This window comes from Bombiscardovia coagulans, from assembly GCF_002259585.1.
GTDB classification, from domain to species: domain Bacteria; phylum Actinomycetota; class Actinomycetes; order Actinomycetales; family Bifidobacteriaceae; genus Bombiscardovia; species Bombiscardovia coagulans.
The window spans coordinates 96454-115995 of sequence record NZ_MWWS01000004.1 but is presented as its reverse complement, the minus strand read 5'-3'; the positions used below and the strand labels follow the sequence as shown (position 1 = coordinate 115995).

The 19542-nt window shown below is 45.5% G+C and carries 17 protein-coding genes; 15 read left to right on the top strand and 2 right to left on the bottom strand.

Annotation, left to right across the window (positions count from 1 at the left end; translation table 11 throughout):
* Nucleotide 1 precedes the first annotated feature (1 nt).
* The 3 genes from BOCO_RS02255 (at nt 2) to BOCO_RS02245 (ending at nt 3079) form a co-directional block, all read left to right on the top strand.
* Nucleotides 2-943 carry a carbohydrate ABC transporter permease gene (locus BOCO_RS02255; protein WP_244568713.1) on the top strand — a complete coding sequence of 314 codons (942 nt, stop codon included), beginning with the start codon at nt 2-4 and terminating at the stop codon, nt 941-943.
* Between the two features lie 190 nt (nt 944-1133).
* Nucleotides 1134-1838: a carbohydrate ABC transporter permease gene (locus BOCO_RS02250; RefSeq protein ID WP_244568712.1), complete on the top strand. Its 705-nt coding sequence runs from the start codon at nt 1134-1136 to the stop codon at nt 1836-1838.
* 41 nt (nt 1839-1879) lie between these two features.
* Nucleotides 1880-3079, top strand: a complete 1200-nt coding sequence (locus BOCO_RS02245) for a family 1 glycosylhydrolase (protein ID WP_094722489.1) — start codon at nt 1880-1882, stop codon at nt 3077-3079.
* Here BOCO_RS02245 and BOCO_RS02240 read toward each other — a convergent pair.
* The gene (locus BOCO_RS02240) at nt 3051-4076 is read right to left on the bottom strand and encodes a LacI family DNA-binding transcriptional regulator (protein WP_094722488.1); all 1026 of its coding nucleotides are present in this window, start codon (nt 4074-4076) and stop codon (nt 3051-3053) included. The two genes, BOCO_RS02245 and BOCO_RS02240, sit on opposite strands and share 29 nt — an antisense overlap.
* A gap of 188 nt (nt 4077-4264) precedes the next feature.
* Here BOCO_RS02240 and gtfA point away from each other — a divergent pair, with 188 nt between their 5' ends.
* The 3 genes from gtfA to BOCO_RS02225 all read left to right on the top strand — a co-directional run bounded on the left by gtfA (nt 4265) and on the right by BOCO_RS02225 (nt 8690).
* Nucleotides 4265-5788 (top strand): sucrose phosphorylase, encoded by a 1524-nt coding sequence (gtfA, locus tag BOCO_RS02235; protein WP_094722487.1) that lies wholly within the window; start codon nt 4265-4267, stop codon nt 5786-5788.
* A gap of 268 nt (nt 5789-6056) precedes the next feature.
* Nucleotides 6057-7823 (top strand): pyruvate oxidase, encoded by a 1767-nt coding sequence (gene spxB / locus BOCO_RS02230; protein WP_094722486.1) that lies wholly within the window; start codon nt 6057-6059, stop codon nt 7821-7823.
* Between the two features lie 231 nt (nt 7824-8054).
* On the top strand, nt 8055-8690 hold the full coding sequence (locus BOCO_RS02225) for a M23 family metallopeptidase (protein ID WP_094722485.1): 636 nt from the start codon (nt 8055-8057) through the stop codon (nt 8688-8690).
* Nucleotides 8691-8693: 3 nt separating this feature from the next.
* Here the strand turns inward: BOCO_RS02225 and BOCO_RS02220 are convergent, their stop codons facing one another.
* Nucleotides 8694-10313 (bottom strand): substrate-binding domain-containing protein, encoded by a 1620-nt coding sequence (locus BOCO_RS02220; protein ID WP_158520391.1) that lies wholly within the window; start codon nt 10311-10313, stop codon nt 8694-8696.
* Between the two features lie 192 nt (nt 10314-10505).
* On the opposite strand from BOCO_RS02220, the gene BOCO_RS02215 reads away from it, so the two are divergent.
* From BOCO_RS02215 to rlmN, 9 genes are all read left to right on the top strand, one after another.
* Complete coding sequence (locus tag BOCO_RS02215; RefSeq protein ID WP_094722483.1) at nt 10506-11087, top strand: hypothetical protein; 582 nt, start codon at nt 10506-10508, stop codon at nt 11085-11087.
* Between the two features lie 37 nt (nt 11088-11124).
* Nucleotides 11125-13152: an AMP-dependent synthetase/ligase gene (locus tag BOCO_RS02210; RefSeq protein ID WP_094722482.1), complete on the top strand. Its 2028-nt coding sequence runs from the start codon at nt 11125-11127 to the stop codon at nt 13150-13152.
* 7 nt (nt 13153-13159) lie between these two features.
* Nucleotides 13160-13639, top strand: coding sequence for a peptide deformylase (def, locus tag BOCO_RS02205; protein ID WP_094722481.1), 480 nt, complete (start codon nt 13160-13162; stop codon nt 13637-13639).
* A 266-nt stretch (nt 13640-13905) separates the two neighbouring features.
* A complete protein-coding gene (gene rpsB / locus BOCO_RS02200; RefSeq protein ID WP_094722480.1) occupies nt 13906-14760 on the top strand; it encodes a 30S ribosomal protein S2 in 855 nt (284 codons plus the stop codon).
* A 65-nt stretch (nt 14761-14825) separates the two neighbouring features.
* Nucleotides 14826-15677: a translation elongation factor Ts gene (gene tsf, locus BOCO_RS02195; RefSeq protein WP_094722479.1), complete on the top strand. Its 852-nt coding sequence runs from the start codon at nt 14826-14828 to the stop codon at nt 15675-15677.
* 155 nt (nt 15678-15832) lie between these two features.
* Nucleotides 15833-16591, top strand: coding sequence for a UMP kinase (gene pyrH / locus BOCO_RS02190; RefSeq protein WP_094722478.1), 759 nt, complete (start codon nt 15833-15835; stop codon nt 16589-16591).
* A 43-nt stretch (nt 16592-16634) separates the two neighbouring features.
* Complete coding sequence (gene frr / locus BOCO_RS02185) at nt 16635-17189, top strand: ribosome recycling factor (protein ID WP_094722477.1); 555 nt, start codon at nt 16635-16637, stop codon at nt 17187-17189.
* 42 nt (nt 17190-17231) lie between these two features.
* The gene (locus BOCO_RS02180; protein WP_094722476.1) at nt 17232-18245 is read left to right on the top strand and encodes a phosphatidate cytidylyltransferase; all 1014 of its coding nucleotides are present in this window, start codon (nt 17232-17234) and stop codon (nt 18243-18245) included.
* A 66-nt stretch (nt 18246-18311) separates the two neighbouring features.
* On the top strand, nt 18312-19505 hold the full coding sequence (gene rlmN, locus BOCO_RS02175) for a dual-specificity RNA methyltransferase RlmN (RefSeq protein WP_420835388.1): 1194 nt from the start codon (nt 18312-18314) through the stop codon (nt 19503-19505).
* Nucleotides 19506-19542: the final 37 nt, after the last annotated feature.

The following is a 19542-nucleotide window of genomic DNA, read 5'->3' as shown; positions in this document are numbered from 1 at the left end:
TATGAGTTCTTTGCCTCGTTTAGACAACAGGCGAATTGGTTCTTCTACTCAGAACGGCTCAATGCAATTCGTTCGTCGTAGAAGAACTCTTATTGCCTGGGGATTTTCCTTACCTTTCGTCGTGGTCTTTGCTATATTTATGTTGATTCCTTTGCTTGCCTCATTGTTGATGTCTTTTACGGATATAACAGCCAGGGACATTCAGACGCCATTTAACGTTAATGTTACTGGTTTAAGCAACTATATTCATCTTTTCCAGGATCCCAGGTACCTACATTCGTTGGGAACAACAGGTATGTTTGTGATTGTGGGCTTGCCGCTAACTATGATTGTGGCTCTGGCTTTTGCGATGGCATTAAACAAAGGATTACGTCATCTTAATGCCTTCTTTAGAGCTCTTTTTTATGCGCCGGTTGTGGCCAGTACGGTTGCTGTTTCAGTTGTTTGGAGGTACATCCTACAGCAAGACGGTTTACTGAATACAATTTTGGCCTTTGTAGGAATACAGGGACCAGATTGGTTACACGACACCAGAACCGCTTTGCCTGCACTCATGATCATGACCTTGTGGCGGAATATGGGTACGTTAATGATTATTTTCTTGGCTGGTCTTCAATCTATTTCTGAAGAAGTTTTGGAAGCAGCACAAATGGATGGTGCTTCACAATGGCGTACATTCTGTAGTATCACGCTTCCTTTGTTAAAGCCTACCTTGCTCTTAGGGGCAGTTTTGCAGTCGGTTGTCTACTTGCAATTTTTTGAGGAATCATTCGTAATGACCCAAGGGGGTCCTCTGGATTCAACCTTGTCGGCTTCTTACTATATTTACGAAAAGTTTGGATTCGGGCAATACGGTATTTCTTCAGCGGCAAGCTATGTGCTTTTCATCATTATTGCGGTGGTAAGTCTCTTGCAATTCAAGATTCTGAAGTCAGAGGATTAGGGGAGGGGAGAATATGTCAGATGTATCAACGAAGTTACCCCAGTATGTTCAGCTCAATCGGATAAGTTTGTGGAAGCGGTTTCGAAAGGCACATGGAATCACGTATGTTGTTTTAACCATTGTTGGGATCATATGGGTATTTCCATTTTTCTGGATGGTTCTTGGTTCGCTAAAAACCCAAAGAGAAATTATGGCAGTTCCTCCAACCTTGCTTCCGCAAAATCCAACATTAGCAAACTTTGTTCAATGGTTTACACAGCTTCACTTTGGTAATTACTTTAGTAATAGTTTCATAGTCGCTTTCTTTACGATGTTGGGGAATCTGATATTTTGTTCTATGGTTGGGTATGCGCTAGCTAAGATTGATTTCGCTGGTAAGAATATCCTGTTCCTGTTGGTTATGATTACCCTAATGGTGCCAAGTGTTGCAACTTTTATTCCTCTCTTTGTGATCATATCGAACTTACATATGTTAAACACTTATTTTGCTCTAATATTGCCCTTCCTTACACAGCCGATAGGCGTGTTCCTTATGCGGCAGTTTATGCAGGGGATTCCTGACGCCCTTTTGGAAGCTGGACGTATAGACGGAGCGAGTGAATTACGAATTTTTTTCCAAATAGTTTTACCACAGTGCAAGCCGCCCCTAGCCACTTTGGCGGTTCTAACCTTCTTATCGTCCTGGAATAATTTCTTATGGCCTTTAGTTGCTGCACAATCGAATACGATGTATACCTTGCCAGTGGCCTTATCCTTATACTCGACTGGGCAAAATGCCACCAATTATAGTGTTCTGTTAGCTGGTGCCGTGCTTGTGGTAACGCCAATACTCTTGCTCTTCATCTTCCTACAAAAGTACTTCATCCAGGGTGTGACTATGAGTGGCATCAAGTAAAAACAGCGAAAAGCAAATGTCAGCGGTAGAAAAGGTAGAGTATGTTAGAAAATTTGCATTTTCCGGAAGGTTTTATATGGGGTGCTTCAACAGCAGCCCATCAGATAGAAGGAAACAATGTCAATAACAACTGGTGGGCTAGAGAGCATGCTGTAGCCACGGACATCAAGGAGCCATCTGGCGATGCCTGCGATAGTTACCATCGTTATAAGGAAGATATCTCCTTACTCGCAGATTCGGGTCTTACTATGTACCGTTTTTCTGTGGAGTGGGCTCGGATTGAGCCTGAAGAAGGATATTTTTCTCGGGCAGAACTTCTGCACTACAGGAGAATCGTTGAGTTCTGCTGGGAGCAGGGTGTCGAACCAATGATCACCCTCCACCATTTCACGGTACCAAACTGGTTTGCAGCACAAGGGGGTTGGCGTAATCCTAATGCTCCCAATTTGTTCTCCAGATACGTTGGTTTTCTTCAACCCTTGCTTGACGGGGTTACTTGGATTTGTACTATTAACGAACCCAATATGGTAGCAATGACTCAGGGTGGTGAGACCGGGGAAGATATGGTCGCTTCATCGCTCCCAGAGCCCAATGTGGATATTGCTCATACCATATCTGAAGCTCACCACAAAGCAAGAGCGTTGCTGAAACAGGATCCGGCTAAAAAAGTAGGATGGTCTGTGGCGGCTCAAGCATTTCATGCTATGCCGGGTTGTGAGAATGAGACCCAAGACTATGCGTATTGGCGAGAAACATTTTTCTTTGAGCAAGCCGTTGACGATGATTGGATCGGTGTTCAGGCGTATCTGCGGACCTTCATTGGTAAACATGGGCCCTTGCCTGTCCCAGATGATGTTGAGAAAACAAAAAATGGGTGGGAGTATTTTCCCCCGGCTTTGGGTATAGGTGTGAAAACAGCTTGGAAGCTAACTGGAGGTAAGCCTGTTTTTGTCACTGAAAACGGTATTGCAACTGATAACGACAGTAGGCGCATAGACTATACATATGGGGCTCTCGCCTCACTCCTACAAGAGATGGAAGGCGGTGTTACAGTCTTAGGTTATCTTCACTGGTCGTTATTGGATAATTATGAGTGGGGTTCTTTCTCCCCAACCTTTGGTTTGGTTGCTGTGGATCGCACCACTTTCGAGCGCCTTCCTAAGCCTTCTCTCGCCTGGCTAGGTAAAGCAGCGAGGACAGGAGTGGTTACGGCTACGGAACGACTGGGGCCGGACCTGTAGAGTCCCTAGGAATGATTTGGGTCTTTATGAGTGTGTGTGCATCGGCGAGTGATACACCATTGATAAGATCCAAAGCCTTTTTGGCTGCATTCGCACCGATGGCACGGGCTGGCTGGGAGACTGAAGATAGTCCTCCTAGCTCGGCTACATCCGAAGAATCAAAACCCATGACAGAGAGTTGTTCGGGTATGAGGATACCTGACTGGCGTAGTTCTGATATCAAAGAAAGTGCACAATTATCTGACCAAGCACAAATTGCGGTTGGTCTCTTAGGCATTGACAGTATCGCAGCAGCAGCTTTCTTAGCAGGATGTTCTCCACTATTGTCCATACTAAGCACGCCGCAGTCGACGAGGTTGAATCGTTTGATGGCTTCCTTGTATCCGTTAATGCGTTGGTTTGCTCCCCATGAGTACTCGGGCAAAGGGTTATAACGATCAAGAAAAGAAAAACGCTTGTGTCCCAGTGTCGATAAATAGTGGACTGCTTCTATCTCTGCCTGTCTATCGTCTATACGCACTGATCCTTGACTAAAGTCTGTGGTATCTGAATGGATAGCAATAATTGGCATATCTAGAGCCTGTAATGCCTGAGTCTCCGCATCGGTTAGCGTAAAGGAAACCACGATAATGGCATCTGCATTTCGTTTCGCCGGTAAATGTTCAAAAAATGACTGTCTTTCCTTACTGCTCCCTGCCCGGTAAATAAGAAGGTCATATCCACGGGTGCTGAGGACATCGTAAATGCCTTCTTGGATGCAGCCGTTAAACCAGCCGGTAATCTGTTCGCCGATTAGCAAAGCAACACGTTTGGTTTTGCCGCTTACTAAAGCAGCAGCTGATTTTGAGGCTGCATAATTCAACTTCGATGCAGCCTCTAAGACGCGTTGTCGTGTTGCTGGTGCCACATGAGGTTGATTTCGCAGGGCTTTGGAGACCGTGAAGGTTGAAACACCTGCAGCTCTAGCCACATCCGTTATGGTAGCCTGCCTGCCCATAAGTTTCTCCTATTTCTCAATGCTGCATCGAAGGTCGCTACCATGTAAATAGTACGATGGTTATTCTCTGCTCCTCAACACTTTAATAAGAAGTACTTACCATATAATATATTAAGGCATGATAAGCGATTAGGTACTGTTTTGCTAACTGTTTCTAATAGCGTCGGTAGCCGGGCATAGGAGGTCGGATGGACAACAAAGTTCAGTTAATAACATATGTTGACAGACTAGGTGATGGCAATCTAGCATCGCTGACACAAATTCTACGGTCCCGGTTTTCTGGAGTATACGAAGGTGTTCACCTGCTACCTTTTTTCTCTCCATACGATGGCGCAGATGCAGGTTTTGATCCGATAGATCATCGCAAAGTTGACCCTCGACTTGGTTCGTGGAACGAAGTAACTGAGCTGAGTAAAACCCATAAGATCATGGTAGACACGATCGTTAATCACATGTCTTGGAAATCATATCAGTTCCAGGACGTTCTATCTCGAGGGGACAGAAGTCCTTACTTTCCGATGTTTCTCACGCTGTCTTCGGTTTTCCCGAACGGCGTAGATGAAAAAGATTTGGCTGGAATATATAGACCTCGTCCTGGGCTCCCTTTTACGCATTATAACGTGGCAGGAAAGGCTCGACTCATATGGACAACATTTACGCCTGAGCAAGTTGATATCGACACTGACTCGCAAGAGGGCTGGGCATACTTGCTCTCTGTCTTAGATCGCTTGGCTGACAGTCATGTCAGTTATATACGCTTAGATGCTGTTGGTTATGGTGCCAAGGAAGCAGGTACCAGCTGTTTTATGATTCCTAAGACTTTTAAACTTATCGAACGTATAAAAACAGAGGCATCTACTCGGGGTCTTGAAACGCTTATTGAAGTTCATTCCTATTATCAAAAACAAATCGAGATAGCCACAAAAGTCGATAGAGTATATGACTTTGCTTTGCCTCCTCTTATACTCCATTCCATTTTTACCGGTGATATTGAGGCGTTGGCTCATTGGATTGATGTGCGACCAGATAATGCAGTGACAGTCTTGGACACTCATGATGGTATTGGTGTGATAGATATTGGTTCTGACCAAATGAACCGATCACTAGCAGGATTAGTTTCTGATGAAGATGTTGATCATTTGGTCACACAAATTCACCACAATACTGGCGGGCAATCCTTAGCGGCAACTGGCGCAGCAGCAAGTAACTTGGATCTCTATCAGATAAACTCTACCTATTATTCAGCATTAGCATGCAAGGATAGAGCCTACTTGGCTGCAAGAGCACTACAGTTCTTCACACCTGGTATACCTCAGGTGTACTACGTAGGTGCTCTAGCGGGAACGAATGATATGGATCTTTTGGAGAGAACGCATAATGGGCGCGATATCAACCGTCGTTTCTATTCGTGCGCTGACATCGACTATAATCTCCAACGACCAGTTGTTCAATCGTTGAATGCTCTGTGCCGGCTCCGCAATACGCTCGATGCCTTCGACGGAGATTTCTCATATGAGGTAGACGAGGCTCAATCGACACTAACGTTGTTCTGGCAAGGTAATAGTAGTTGGGCTTCTTTGCAGTTCAAGCCAGGTCAGCATCATGATGATACTGATCCCTCGTTAGCTACTCTGGAGTGGGCCGATACCGACGGTCATCACTGTTGTACTGACCTATTGAACGATCTTCCAGCAAAGGTTCATTCATACTAGTTGGTCTTACGTCCTCAGCATTGCCGCACTTGATGAACATGATTAGGTGATTCCATGCTGAAGATCACGTAAATTACGGGGTAGTTCAAGTAGTAATTACTTTTTGCGTGTGTGATGTATATCACGAATTCTGGCAGCGAGTGTTCTTTTTTCGGTTTTTGTAATAGTCTCGAGATATGGCTTGGTTGTTGTTGATGAGGACAGCAATCCGAGTTGTACAGCGGGCTATAAATCGATAGTCTGCCTTCGCTGAGGAGGGTTATACATAATGTCAAATGCAACTGTTGCTCCAAACAAGATCAATGCTGGAGATGCGGTTCTTCGTGTACTTGAAGCATGGGGGGTTCCACGGATTTACGGTATGCCTGGTGGCTCATTTGACTCCATGATGAATGCCATTCACAATGAACGTGAGCGCATTGATTTTATACAGGTCCGCCATGAAGAGGGCGGTGCACTGGCTGCGAGCGCTGAGGCAAAACTGACTGGTAGGATAGGTGTTTGTTTCGGCTCATCCGGTCCTGGTGCTGTCCATCTGTTGAATGGTCTTTATGACGCCCGTGAAGATGGTGTACCTGTTTTAGCGCTCGTTGGTGAGGTTCCTCAACAATTCATGAACATAGACTTCTTCCAGGCTATGGATGAAGAACCTATGTTTGCTGATGTTGCAGTCTTCAACCGCACTGCTACTAACGCTCAAGGGTTACCCGGCCTGGTAGATGAAGCTATCCGTCGTGCATACAAGTATAACGGGGTATCTGTTATTACTATTCCAAAGGATTTAGCTTGGCAGGACATAGACAACCTCCCAGTTGCTACCGCTAAAAATTTCCGGAAGCCTATGCCTATTCCTCCACATCAAGATTTAATTGAAGAGGCGGTCCGTCTCATCGAGTCAGCAAAAGCTCCTATGCTGTATTTTGGTATGGGTGCTCGAGAGGCGCATGACGAGCTTGTGGAAATGTCTGAGCAATTTAAGATGCCATTGATCTCTTCTTTCCCAGCTAAGGGTATCGTAGAAGACGAGTATCCAGCCTACCTGCAATCTGCTGGTAGGGTGGCAACTAAGACTGCCACGGAGGCTCAGTATAAGTGCGATGTGATGGTTTGGGTAGGATCAGATAACCCATTTGGATCAATGTTTGTTGCACCATACACGAAGGTAATTCAAGTTGATAACGATGGTTCTAAACTTGGCAAGCGCTTCCAGCCAGAAGTATCTGTTGCCATTCAGGCTGACGCTAAGTTAGCTTTGCGCGCAATGCTTGATTGTGGTCATGAGCAAGCATCTCAGCCGTATTATCGGGCTTGCATACGAAGCAAGCAAAACTGGCAAGAATGGATCGACTCTTTTGCAAATGACTCAATCACTCCGCTGCGGCCTGAACCCATTTTTAACATTCTGAACGAGCAATTGGAAGAACACGATATCTTGATTCCTGATGTAGGTAATGTGGATATTAACTTCTTGCGGCTTGCTAAGATAAAGCCTTCTAACAAATGGTGCGTTTCTGGGAAGCATGCAACTATGGGCTTTGCTGTGCCAGCTGCACTGGCAGCTAAGCTTGAATATCCAGATTCTACGGTGTACTCGCTTTCAGGAGACGGTGGTTTTGCCATGCTGAGTGAAGAGATTCTGGCACAGTTAAAGTACAATGCTCCTGTCGTCAATGTTGTATTTTCTAACGAATCGTTGGGCTTTATTGAGGCTGAACAGCGTGATGATACTCATCAGCCGCTTTCAGGGGTGGATTTGCCGGATACTGATTGGGCCACTGTTGCTCAAGGTTATGGTGCTATTGGCTACACTGTTCGAACTATAGATGATGCTCGGCGTGCATTTGCCGAAGCCAAGAATGCTGATCGATCCACTGTCATCGACGTCAAACTATCACGTGATTGCCCATTTGATACAAGATGTATGCGGTTCCCAGAAACGTGCAAGGATCCCGAACAAATTAAAGGCTTTGTTGATCGCTGGCAAGCCGGGTCACTTAAGTCTCTAGATTACTGGATTGCACAAGAAAGTAAATAAGATGTCGTTGTCAGTAGTATTCCAGTAATTCTTGGAACATCAGTTTTAGAAAAGGGTCATCCACTGGCTATACCAGTGAGTGGCCCTTTTGTCATGCTAGTTGCAAACGTATAAGACCGATTTCGTTCACTTGACCACATGTTAGAACAATCTGCTTGTTCTGCTGCTCTTACGAGAAGATGAGAGTACAAGGTGGATTGTAAGAACAGTTGTAGAACAAGGAGGCCAGTAATGAGATTTACAGACAACAGGCGAATGTTTGTATTTCTCCTGATGATCAGGAAAATTCAGAAAGCACAAATTCTACGATGGTTGTCAGTTGGCTGCTGCCTGATACTGGCTACAAGTCTTGTTGGTTTTGAAAACTGTGTTGCGATTGGTATGCATTCCAAGCTGGTACACGCACAAGAAACCGCCACTACGAAATTAGGCAAAGCTAGAGGTTGTGTAGCCGCTTGGAAATGGCCATTGAAAGCAAGAAGTAAATCGGACCAGATAGTGATTGCTGAATTCGATAATCCAGTAGAGCCATGGCTACCTGGGCATAGGGGAGTGGACCTAGCAGCTGATTTAGGAGCACCAATCGTTGCTCCTAGTCAGGGTCAGCTATCTTTTGCGGGGGTAGTCGCAGGAAAACAAGTAGTGAGCTTACGAATTGATAATTTTACGGTTACGTTTGAACCCGCTGTTACAGGTTTGAAGGCTGGCACTGTAGTCGAATCAGGACAAGAATTCGCTCGAGTCGAAGGACACTCAGACCATTGTGATGGACGCTGTCTGCATTGGGGAGTGAAAACAGCCCAGCAGACATATATGAACCCTTTGAGTAAGGTTAAGTCTCGTAAAATTATTCTCAAACCTGAATAGTTTTTATAAACCGGCATCTGCTGGTTTAATATATCCAGGATCTATCAAGCCGTTTTTCAAATTGCTTGCAGAAATAGCAAGTAAGGGTCTGGATAGAGTAAGAACAGACCTGCCTGCGGTTTCGATTTTTGAGACTCTGCCTTGCTTAATCGGTTGAGATTTGTTGAGTGAACGACAAGCTGAGGCTATATCTTGAGCTAAGCCTGAGCGGTCCTCTAAACCAGTCATCCATTGTCTTCCGTCTACTATTTGTTGCATGTTATCGAGGTAGGCTCCATAACCTGTGACAATAGGCCAACGCGGTGTTCTATCACGGTTTGCCTGTGGAGCATGATCTTGCTGGTTGCGTGCATCTCCTGGTTCTTCTGTCGTTACTTTAGATTGCGGTTGAGGAACGGGTTGGCGTTGTACATCCTTTTTGCCGGTTATACTGCCTACAATTCCACCTATAGATATTTCAGGATTGATGTCTGCTGACGTTCCTACGTACCCCATATCACTAAGAGCCGTTATAGATCCTGAGGCTACGAAATCGTTCATGGCAAGAACGCCGTCAATTTCAACAAGTTGGTCTTTATTCGTAGCTGTCTTGTCTTTACGTAACCTACGGGTGAGTTCTTCGACGGTCGCTTCAGTATTGTTACCAGGGTCGTAGCTGATGAAACTCCAGTCACTCTCTGTGCTCTTTTTGGTCAGTAGTCCTGATGGACAAACTACTCGACCATCCTGAAAGTAAGGTGAAAGAACATGCCAAATACCCTTGAATGCTGCTTGTGCGAATTCATCGCTGTTCTTGTTTGTTGGTAATTCTTCGGCTTGAGCGAGGCTATCTTCTTTTGGTAATAAGACTTCAATGTATCGAGGGTTGTTGGCACTAGCTTTGTCAAGTTCTAACTTGCTGACAAGTTGTTGAGCTTGAAGGCGTCCAATCTCTTCAGCTGTGGACATGCTAACAAAGAGATCGGGAACTATTTCGTGGATATCATTGGCTAGAAGTACTACGTGCATGCCATTTTTCTGTGCAAGCTGAAGAGCTGATACTAAGCGTTGATAGGCATCTTTGTTAGCAAGTGAATCTGAGTGATCGTGAGTCGTGTCTGCTTTCTTGCCCATTCCGTCTGCGCTCGAATCAGATAATTGGCCTTCTCTTCGGGCATTGGTAATGTGACTCGTGTAGTCGCCATACTGACGCGTTACAGAGGAGGATTGGAGGGCAGGAGCAACAACGATAGTAGTGGGTACTTGGTCTTGACTGGAATCTTTGTTGCTCCGATGAGTGACTTGCGATACCACATAGTCTTGAACCTCTTGACTTTGTTGGTCTAAACTTTTATTGGTTCTACTGGTGATGTCGTTTTTTTTGAACCCTTCTTTCGCTAAAGATTGTTCAAGATATGGTATCAATGCAGCCCATTTGTTGATCGGCGTGTGCTGTGAGAGAGTAATTCCGTCAGAAGGTGTGAATATCGCCACTTGACCAGCGCTGGCATGTTGAGCTGTGTTGCTTGCAGCAGGGGTTGCATGTGATGAACGATCATTCGAGCAAGCGGATAGACTCAACACCAAACATACTGCTGTAAGAACTGTAAAACCTTTGGTAGTTCTTAAGTTCCTCAACCTCACTATTGCTCCTCTTGCTTGGTTCACTATGGACTGCTTTGCAGTTGTACAAATGATTATTGTATGTCTTTGCATGCACATGTACACATCTACCTGTTTAAGCAATTGCTTACGTTTATAGCCTAGTAGCATACTGATTTCGAAAAGATTATTTACCTGTCTGCATTTACGGTCGGAAGACTATAAGAGGTAACTATGGCTACAGAACAAAGCAGCAATAAGCAACCAACCCTTTTCGATCTTTCTGATCCAACATCGAACGGATCCGGATTAGTGCATACATCACCAAGCACCTACTTGGGGACTTCAACTACTTCGATAAAGACGAGAATCACATTAGGTATGAGTAATTGGTCAGCGCCAGTTCGCTATATTGATCCTGGTCTCACACAGGGGTCGGTAGATGAAACATGGGTGAAGGATTTGGCGGAATATGTTTCGACACTTGCTTGCAAGGCTGTTGATATAGCTAGAGGTCATCTTTCAATTGATTATTTACAAGGCTTGTTAACCCCGATCTGTATACAAAAGTTTGCCTTGTTTGTGCGAATTCTGCACACAGGACCTCATGGTTCACCTATTGGTGTTTTGGTACACTCAGATTCATCGTTATCATATCCGCCTATTGTGCCTACTCACATCGAAATATTTGCCCTGTCTGAAACTGCAGCTGAAGCTATCGTTTCGATTATGGTTATTGGGCAGCGCTATCAAGTCAATCTTCGGATCGAAGTTCAAGGCAGTAACTGGGTTTGTTCTCTTCTTGATATGGGATGATTTACTGTTTGACTGGCCCCACTCATATAGTTAGAGTATGTTGCGTGAATACACAGTCGAAAATATGCATCCGACTACTGACAAAGACACCATTTACTCACTCTTGGCTCATCGAGTGGAGAGAGATCCGCAGGATTTGATTGCACAGTGGCAGGATCCTGATACTAGATCCTGGCACGACGTAACCGCCGGACAGATGCATGATAGGGTGCGACAAGTCGCTAAGGGCCTTTTAGCACTTGGTGTTCGTAAGGGCAGCATGGTAGTCATTTATGCAGCAACCTGCTATGACTGGGGGGTTACGGATTTTGCTTGCGCAGCTTTGGGTGCCGTTTCGGTTCCTATTTATGAGACAGACTCAAGCAAACAAGCTGAGACGATTGTAGATGATGTCGACTGCGTTATAGCTTTTGCTGGGGATTCGCAGCATGCACAGGTGCTTGAGCAGCTGAGACAAACAAGGCCAAATATCAAATATGTCTTCAACTTCGAAGCTGAAGGGTTGAATGCGGTTTGTGATTTTGGACAGTCCATCAGCGATGAGGAACTTGATAAAGCAATTGCACAAGTAGACGCAGATGATCTAGCCACTATTGTTTACACGTCTGGTTCAACAGGTAAACCAAAAGGGGTTATGCTGTCGAGTCGTAACTTCACTCATATTGTGTTTGCAGGCTGGGAAGCCCTGTATCATATGCTGGCTGCCCCCTCCAGGCTCATGTTGTTCTTGCCTCTTGCGCATTGTTTTGCTCGATACATTCAGTATGTGGCTATTGGAGCCCAGGGTGTGGTCGGCTACGTTTCGTCCTCAAAACACTTGTTGTCTGATTTGCGCTCTTTCCGTCCCACCTATCTGTTGGCAGTACCTCGAGTATTTGAAAAAGTTTATAATGCCGCGTCTCAAAAAGCAGGAACTGGACTCTCTGGTAAGATATTTGCAGGAGCATACAAGCATTTTGCTCAGTGGTCCCAAGACGAACAAGAGGGCAGGGGTCATTCACTTACAGAACGTATGAAGCACACGTTCTATATGCAGGCAGTTGGCAATACGATTCAGTCAGCCTTGGGCTCAAACCTCAGCTTCCTTGCCTGTGGTGGTGCACCAATGAATCCTGAACTAGCGCATTTCTTTAACGGCATTGACGGTATTACCTTCATACAGGGATACGGTATGACAGAAACTGCAGCACCATGCTGTGTGAACTTTGAAGATGCTAATGAGGTAGGATCAGTAGGCCGTCCAGGCCCCGGTATTACTGTTCGCCTCAGCGATGATAACGAACTCTTAGTAAAAAGCCCGAGTGTTTTCTTGGGCTATTACAAGAATGAAACCTTGAACTCAACCGTTATAGATAAAGATGGTTGGCTGCATACTGGAGATTTGGCGCAAATAGATAACCAGGGATTTGTCTTTATTACTGGACGGAAAAAAGATATCATTATCACCGCAGGTGGTAAGAATGTGTCTCCAGCACCTATGGAAGAAACAATTTGTACCTGTCCTATAGTTTCTCAAGCTGTGGTTGTCGGTGAAGGACGCCCATTTATTGGTGCATTGATCACCTTAGATAAGGGTCTGTTGAGCACTTGGCTCAAATCTCAGCATCTTGATGAAAACATGAGCATGGAACAAGCGGCTAATAATGATGCTGTGCGTGCTTTCGTGCAGCAGTACGTTGACCAAGCTAACAGTGATGTTTCTCGTGCCGAATCGGTTCGTAAATTCCTCATTCTCCCTGAGGACTTTAGTGAAGAACAGGGAACGATGACTCCGAGCTTGAAGGTTATACGCCCGAAAGTCATCGAACAAAATGCAGATTTGATCGATCGTGTCCTGTATGCACCCAAGGCTAGTACCTTACACCAGCCCGCAACATCGACCAAGTTGAAGGCGAAGACAACCGAAGCAGTTGCTCCTATCTTTGACAAAGCAAAAAACAGTGTTAGTGATTCCTTGGCCTCTGTTTCAGAGCGACTTAGGGAAGCAACTTTAAACGATAAAGATATTGACGATACTGACGAAGAGCACAATCGTCAAACTACCGAGCCTGACGAAAAGGAGTAATCGTAGAGTGGCTATCCGTCAAATTCGTGTTGTCCCAGATCCTGTATTACGAACAGCCTGTGAGCCAGTTGAAACGATTACCCCAGCTGTTCATCAGTTAGTGACTGACTTGCTTGATACCGTGAACGATCCAGGAAGAGCAGGGTTGTCAGCGAATCAAATAGGGGTCAGTTTGCGGGTGTTTTCCTACAATATTGGGGGAAAATTAGGTTATGTGATTAATCCCATTATTGTAGAAACGAGTGGAGAACAGTATGGTGAAGAAGGGTGCCTATCAGTTCCCAATCTTTGGTACCCCACCCGACGTGCTGACTACGCCAAAGTAAAAGGTATAAACCTCCAAGGAAAAGAGATTACTTTGGAAGGTAAAGGCCTCATGGGACGTATGCTTCAGCATGAATGTGATCATTTAGACGGGCATGTTTATCTTGATCGATTGGAAAAGGATGCGCGTAGACAAGCCATGAGACAGCTACGATCTAGGTAACTACGAAGAATGTTGAACTAGAGTCCGTTCACTTCACAGCCAACACAATTCACCATTGAGCTGAGAATGAGCGGACTTTATGCTATTCTCTTTGATGTATGCAAGATGTACCCCTCTAGCTGTCGCGGGCGAGAGGATTACTACAAGTTCGACAAACAGCATACAAATTCGCGTCATGCTCGCGGCGCCCTGTGTCGGTCGGCTTCCACTGGAAGTTGCATGCAGGAGCACATGACCAGGCAAGAACCGACAAGAAAGGTAATACTATGGCACAGATTACGATGAGCGAGATGCTCAAAGCTGGAGTCCACTTCGGTCATCAGACCCGTCGTTGGAATCCTAAGATGAAGCAGTACATCTTGATGGAGCGTAACGGCATCCATATTATTGATCTGTTTAAGAGCCTAGGAATGATTGATCAAGCCTACGACTTCATTAGGCAGACAGTTGCTCACAACGGCACCGTACTTTTCGTAGGAACAAAGAAGCAGGCTCAGGAAGCTATCAAAACTCAGGCTACAAGAGTAAATATGCCATACGTTTGCGAACGTTGGCTTGGTGGTATGCTAACAAACTTCCAGACCGTAACCAAACGAGTTGATCGCCTCAAGGAACTCGAGGAAATGGACTTCAACGACGTGCGTGGTTCCGGTTACACCAAGAAGGAACTCCTTTTGCTCAGTCGTGAGAAGGACAAGTTGGAGCGTCAGCTTGGTGGTATCCGCAACATGAACCGTACACCTTCTGTTCTTTTTGTTGTTGATATCAATAAAGAAGCTTTGGCTGTGGAAGAGGCACGTAAGCTGCAGATTCCAGTGGTGGCTCTGGTGGACACCAATACCGATCCAGAAAAAGTTACTTATCCAATTCCAGCTAACGACGATGCCATCCGTGGCGTTGACCTGCTGACCAGCCTTATGGCTGATGCAGTAGCTGAAGGTCTCCTAGAGCGGTCAAACAAGGCTGTCAAGGCTGATGAGACCAGTGACCAGCCAATGGCTGAATGGGAAAAGGACTTGCTCGAGAAGAAAGACGACGACTCCGAGAATGGTGACAAATCAGTAAAAGCTGCTGATGAAACAACCGAAAAGGATCAGTCTCAGTCAGCCGAAGCAAAGTAAGCTATTGACAGATGTTTCTGGGGACGGGAACTTCCCGCCCCCAGTTGCTAATAAGAGGAGATAAGATGGCAACAATCACTGCTGCACTTATTAAGGAACTGCGTGACCAGACCGGTGCTGGTATGATGGACGTCAAAAAGGCGCTCACTGAGGCCGAAGGCGACATGGATCGGGCCAAGGAAATCATTCGTGCTAAAGGTATCCAAGCTGCTGGAGCCCGTGAAGGGCGCAAGGCTCAAGAAGGACTTATCGCTTCTGCTGTTGTTGACGTTGCAGAAGGTCAAGTTGCTTACGCTGTAGAGCTGAACTCTGAGACAGATTTTGTTTCCAAGACACCACAGTTTGTTCAACTGGGCGATGAGGTTATTGCAGATGTTGCAAAAGCCGATGCTTCTTCTGTAGAGGAAGTTGAGAAGGCTCCATCTCAAGCCGGTACTGTGCACGATACTGTGGAAGAGGCAGCAGCTCTCTTCCACGAGCATGTCAAGGTTGGACAGTTCGCTAAGATTCAAGGACCACGTGTTGAGATTTACTCACACCGCAAGTCAGTCGAAATGCCCCCGTCTATTGTTGCTATTGTGGCGACGGATGAAGCTGGTTCTGCTGTAGCACATGAAGCAGCTTTGCAGATATCTGCTATGAATCCTAAGTGGCTACGACGTGAAGATGTTCCTGCTGAGGTAATCGAGTCAGAACGACGCGTTGCAACTGAAAAATCCCAGGCTGAGGGCAAGCCAGAGCAGATCATTCCCAAGATCGTTGAAGGTAGGTTGAATGCCTTCTACAAAGAGACTGTGCTGCTTGACCAACAGTATGTCAAGGATCCTTCCAAGACAGTCGGCGATATTTTCAAAGAAGTAGGCGGGCAAGCTTTGTCTTTCGCACGCCTTGAAGTCGGTAAAGGCGAAGAAGAGTAACTCATATCAGTATTCGTTTACTTCTGAGGGCTGTTTCCTTATTGCAGAGGAGACAGCCCTTTTGCTGTACTGTAGCTTGTCTCAGTTCACGACTACTGTTAACTAAGGCTTTCATGCGCCTGATACCACCTCCTGAAAGCTTAGAAAGGCTTCCTATGACCTGTTCCAAGACAAGCGATAATCAACCCGATTCAGTTCGTAGAGTACTGCTTAAATTGTCCGGAGAAGCATTTGGAGGCGGATCTGTCGGCGTTGATGTTGCTGTTGTGCGTCGCATAGCTAAGGAAATACACGTAGCCGTTCAACAGGGTGTACAAGTAGCTATCGTCGTCGGTGGCGGTAACTTCTTCAGGGGAGCGGAACTTAGCCAAGCAGGAATAGAACGCTCGCGTGGTGATTATATGGGAATGCTGGGTACTGTTATGAATTGCTTAGCCTTGCAAGATTTCCTGGAGCAAGCTGGCCAAGCAACCAGAGTTCAAACAGCGATCACCATGGGACAAGTAGCTGAGCCTTATATTCCTCTCAAAGCCATCAGGCATTTGGAAAAGAATCGCGTTGTTATTTTCGGAGCAGGAGCTGGGTTACCTTACTTTTCGACAGATACAGTTTCTATTCAACGGGCCCTAGAGATACACTGTACTGAGGTCTTGATGGGAAAGAATGGCGTGGATGGCGTTTATACAGCAGATCCCAGGAAAGACCAGCACGCACAGATGTTTACTCAATTGAGTTATAACCGTGCCCTGGTTGATAATCTTGCAGTTATGGATGCGTCAGCTTTGTCAATGGCCAGGGACAATGAAATGCCAATCCGTGTTTTCGGTTTGGAAGAAGATGGTAATGTTACACGCACATTAATGGGAGAAAAGTTGGGTACATTAGTGTGTTCAGAAGATTCTGCTACCCGTTAAGGTCAAATACTAGATTTATTTATTAAGGTAAAAAGGAGTGCTCATGGTAAACGCTGTCGAACAGGCACAGGCACAAATGGAAAAAACCTTGGAGTCTACCAAGGAGAATTTCTCAGGTATTCGCACGGGGAGAGCAAACCCATCATTGCTCAATGGAATAGTGGTCGATTACTACGGTGCACCTACGCCAATAAAATCTCTAGCATCTATATCTGTTCCAGAGCCACGTGCTTTGGCTGTTACTCCTTTTGATAATTCACAGGTTTCAGCTGTAGAAAAAGCCATTAGAGATTCAGATTTAGGTGTCAATCCTAACCGTGACGGAAACGTTATTCGTATCAGCATGCCTGAGCTAACTGAAGAACGACGTAAAGACTATGTGAAAATCGCTAAAACTAAAGCAGAGGAAGGCAAAGTGGCTTTACGTAATATTAGGCGTAAGACCAAAGAAGCACTTGAGGAAGCTGTTAAAAATGGTGATTTAGGTGAAGACGAAGGAGAGCGCTTTCAAAAAGATCTCGATGCTGTAACCAAGCAAATGAGTACTGAAATCGATCAACTTCTGGAAAGCAAGCAAAAAGAAATCCTCGAAGTCTGATCCCTGCGAGTATCGGCTTACTAGTAAGAATTGGGAAGGAATATGTGCCACGCGGAAAGAACTAAGGAAGAGCCGCAAAAAATACAGTCCAACCAAACTTTGGATGCGATTAATTCTCGTACCGGACGCAATATGCCCCAGGCTATCCTTACTGCTGTCTTGCTAGTAGCTCTTATCTTAGTGTGCCTTTACCTGGGTTCTGATGCTTTCATGATCCTTATCGTCTTTTTTATGTCTTTGGGATTATGGGAGCTCAGGGTCGACTTTGCAACCGCTGGTTTATCAATTCCTATAGTGCCGTTATGGATTTGTTCGGCAGCCACCATGCTAGCGATGTTTTACAGTTCAGATCATGTGGTGTGGCTGACAGTCTCTATATTCCTCACTTTTCTAATAGTGACTATCTGTGCTAGCTTCCAAAGCCGTAGTAGTACCAGATTGAAACGAGCAGTAGCAAACAAGCTGCAAATTACGTCTTCGACTGCTATATCTGATCATAGTGGGCACACTGCTCCCTGCAATAAGAGCAAACAACAGAATAAGGGGCTTTACGCCAATGTAGGTGTTTCACTGCTAACAGTCATCTATATAACATTTTTGGCTTGTTTCATTGTATTACCTACTACTTTCGGCGACCATCCTACTGCACATGCTATTATGTCCGTTTTTCTTCCAGCAGTGGGCGATGTTAGTGGCCTTGCTTTTGGCGCATGGCTAGGAAAGCATAAATTATCACCTCGTATTTCTCCTAAAAAATCTTTAGAAGGTTTGGCTGGATCGATGATCATGTGTATCGTTGCAACATTTGTTATGTTCGCATGTACATATGCTCGGCAAGATTGGGGCCGAATTTGGTGGGTTGCCCTCTTACTGGGAGCTGTTGTAGGAATTACTGGCACCTTCGGCGATTTAAGTGCATCTCTCATTAAACGCGATCTAGGTATTAAAGATATGGGTCATTTGCTCAAAGGACATGGGGGAGTGTTGGATCGGGTAGATTCAATATTGATGTCAGCTCCATTCATTGCATTAATTCTCTGGGTAACAGGCTTGTAAGAGCCCTAGTCTAGTCGCTAATAGAACACGAGTGAGTGAAGAAACAGACGTGAAGGAAGAGGGCAAATGCCAACTATCATGAATGATGACCGAGTAGAAACCGGCATTACTCCAGGTGCTGAACAGGGAGGTTTTCGTGATGTTCTCGCTGCCAACCATGCGCGTCGAGGGAAACCACCGCTTCACTTAGTTGACATGAGCATGCAGGAGCGGACAGAAATAGCACAACGTTTAGGACTACCTAAATTTCGTGTTAGTCAGTTAGCTAATCATTACTTTAATCGCTTGTCAACTGATACAGATACTTTCAGTGATTTTCCCCTGACAATGCGTCAGCAGGCAGCTGAGGTTTTCTTCCCTAGGTTAATCGAAGCAGTAACACAACAAGTCGCCGATAATGGCATGACCATAAAAACACTCTGGAAACTGTTTGACGGGGCTCGAATAGAGTCTGTACTCATGCGATATCCAAAACGTACCACCCTGTGTATTTCCAGCCAGGTGGGCTGCGGAATGGGCTGTCCGTTCTGTGCAACAGGTCAGCTGGGATTGACGAGGAACATGTCGACAGGTGAGATTCTTGAACAAGTGCGTATTGCTGCAGCAATGGTACGCGATGGGCAAATGGCTGGTGGACCGGGGCGGTTGTCTAATGTTGTATTTATGGGTATGGGCGAGCCTATGGGAAACTATAAATCGGTCTTGTCTGCCATAAGACAGATGAGTGCACAACCACCAGAAGGCTTCGGTATCTCAGCTCGGAATATCACGGTTTCTACTGTTGGAGTTGTGCCAGGTATCCGCAAACTCATAGCTGAGAAAATTCCAGTACGTCTTGCCGTTTCATTGCATGCACCTAGTGATACATTACGTGACGAGCTTGTGCCTATGAACCGACGGTTTAACACTGAGCAAGTCTTAGATGCTGCTCATGATTACTATGTAGCAAGTAAGCGAAGGGTCAGCATTGAATACGCGCTTATGCGAGGGATTAATGATCAAGCGGAACATGCTCATCTTTTAGCTAAACGACTGAACCACTATGGAGACAACTGGGTACACGTTAATCCTATCCCGCTCAACCCTATTGAAGGGTCACCTTGGACTGCTTCTGAACCTGAGGACGAAAGACAATTCTTGAACATTCTCCATAAAGCAGGAATTGCTGCTACGCTGAGAGATACTCGCGGTTCAGATATTGATGGAGCATGCGGACAGTTAGCCGCCAAAACGACTACAAAGCAACAGCCTCAAGACTGAAACTGTAGAATATTGGTTCGCTATCGTAGTATAGGAG

Bases quoted from the DNA above. Each gene is read 5' to 3' on its own strand.
- BOCO_RS02210 (WP_094722482.1), top strand. From the start codon at position 11,125: ATGTTGCGTGAATACACAGTCGAAAATATGCATCCGACTACTGACAAA.
- gtfA (WP_094722487.1), top strand. From the start codon at position 4,265: ATGGACAACAAAGTTCAGTTAATAACATATGTTGACAGACTAGGTGAT.
- spxB (WP_094722486.1), top strand. From the start codon at position 6,057: ATGTCAAATGCAACTGTTGCTCCAAACAAGATCAATGCTGGAGATGCG.
- frr (WP_094722477.1), top strand. From the start codon at position 16,635: ATGGTAAACGCTGTCGAACAGGCACAGGCACAAATGGAAAAAACCTTG.
- BOCO_RS02250 (WP_244568712.1), top strand. From the start codon at position 1,134: ATGGCAGTTCCTCCAACCTTGCTTCCGCAAAATCCAACATTAGCAAAC.
- BOCO_RS02240 (WP_094722488.1), bottom strand. From the start codon at position 4,076: ATGGGCAGGCAGGCTACCATAACGGATGTGGCTAGAGCTGCAGGTGTT.
- rpsB (WP_094722480.1), top strand. From the start codon at position 13,906: ATGGCACAGATTACGATGAGCGAGATGCTCAAAGCTGGAGTCCACTTC.
- BOCO_RS02215 (WP_094722483.1), top strand. From the start codon at position 10,506: ATGGCTACAGAACAAAGCAGCAATAAGCAACCAACCCTTTTCGATCTT.
- rlmN (WP_420835388.1), top strand. From the start codon at position 18,312: ATGCCAACTATCATGAATGATGACCGAGTAGAAACCGGCATTACTCCA.
- pyrH (WP_094722478.1), top strand. From the start codon at position 15,833: ATGACCTGTTCCAAGACAAGCGATAATCAACCCGATTCAGTTCGTAGA.
- BOCO_RS02225 (WP_094722485.1), top strand. From the start codon at position 8,055: ATGAGATTTACAGACAACAGGCGAATGTTTGTATTTCTCCTGATGATC.
- tsf (WP_094722479.1), top strand. From the start codon at position 14,826: ATGGCAACAATCACTGCTGCACTTATTAAGGAACTGCGTGACCAGACC.
- BOCO_RS02180 (WP_094722476.1), top strand. From the start codon at position 17,232: ATGTGCCACGCGGAAAGAACTAAGGAAGAGCCGCAAAAAATACAGTCC.
- BOCO_RS02255 (WP_244568713.1), top strand. From the start codon at position 2: ATGAGTTCTTTGCCTCGTTTAGACAACAGGCGAATTGGTTCTTCTACT.
- BOCO_RS02245 (WP_094722489.1), top strand. From the start codon at position 1,880: ATGTTAGAAAATTTGCATTTTCCGGAAGGTTTTATATGGGGTGCTTCA.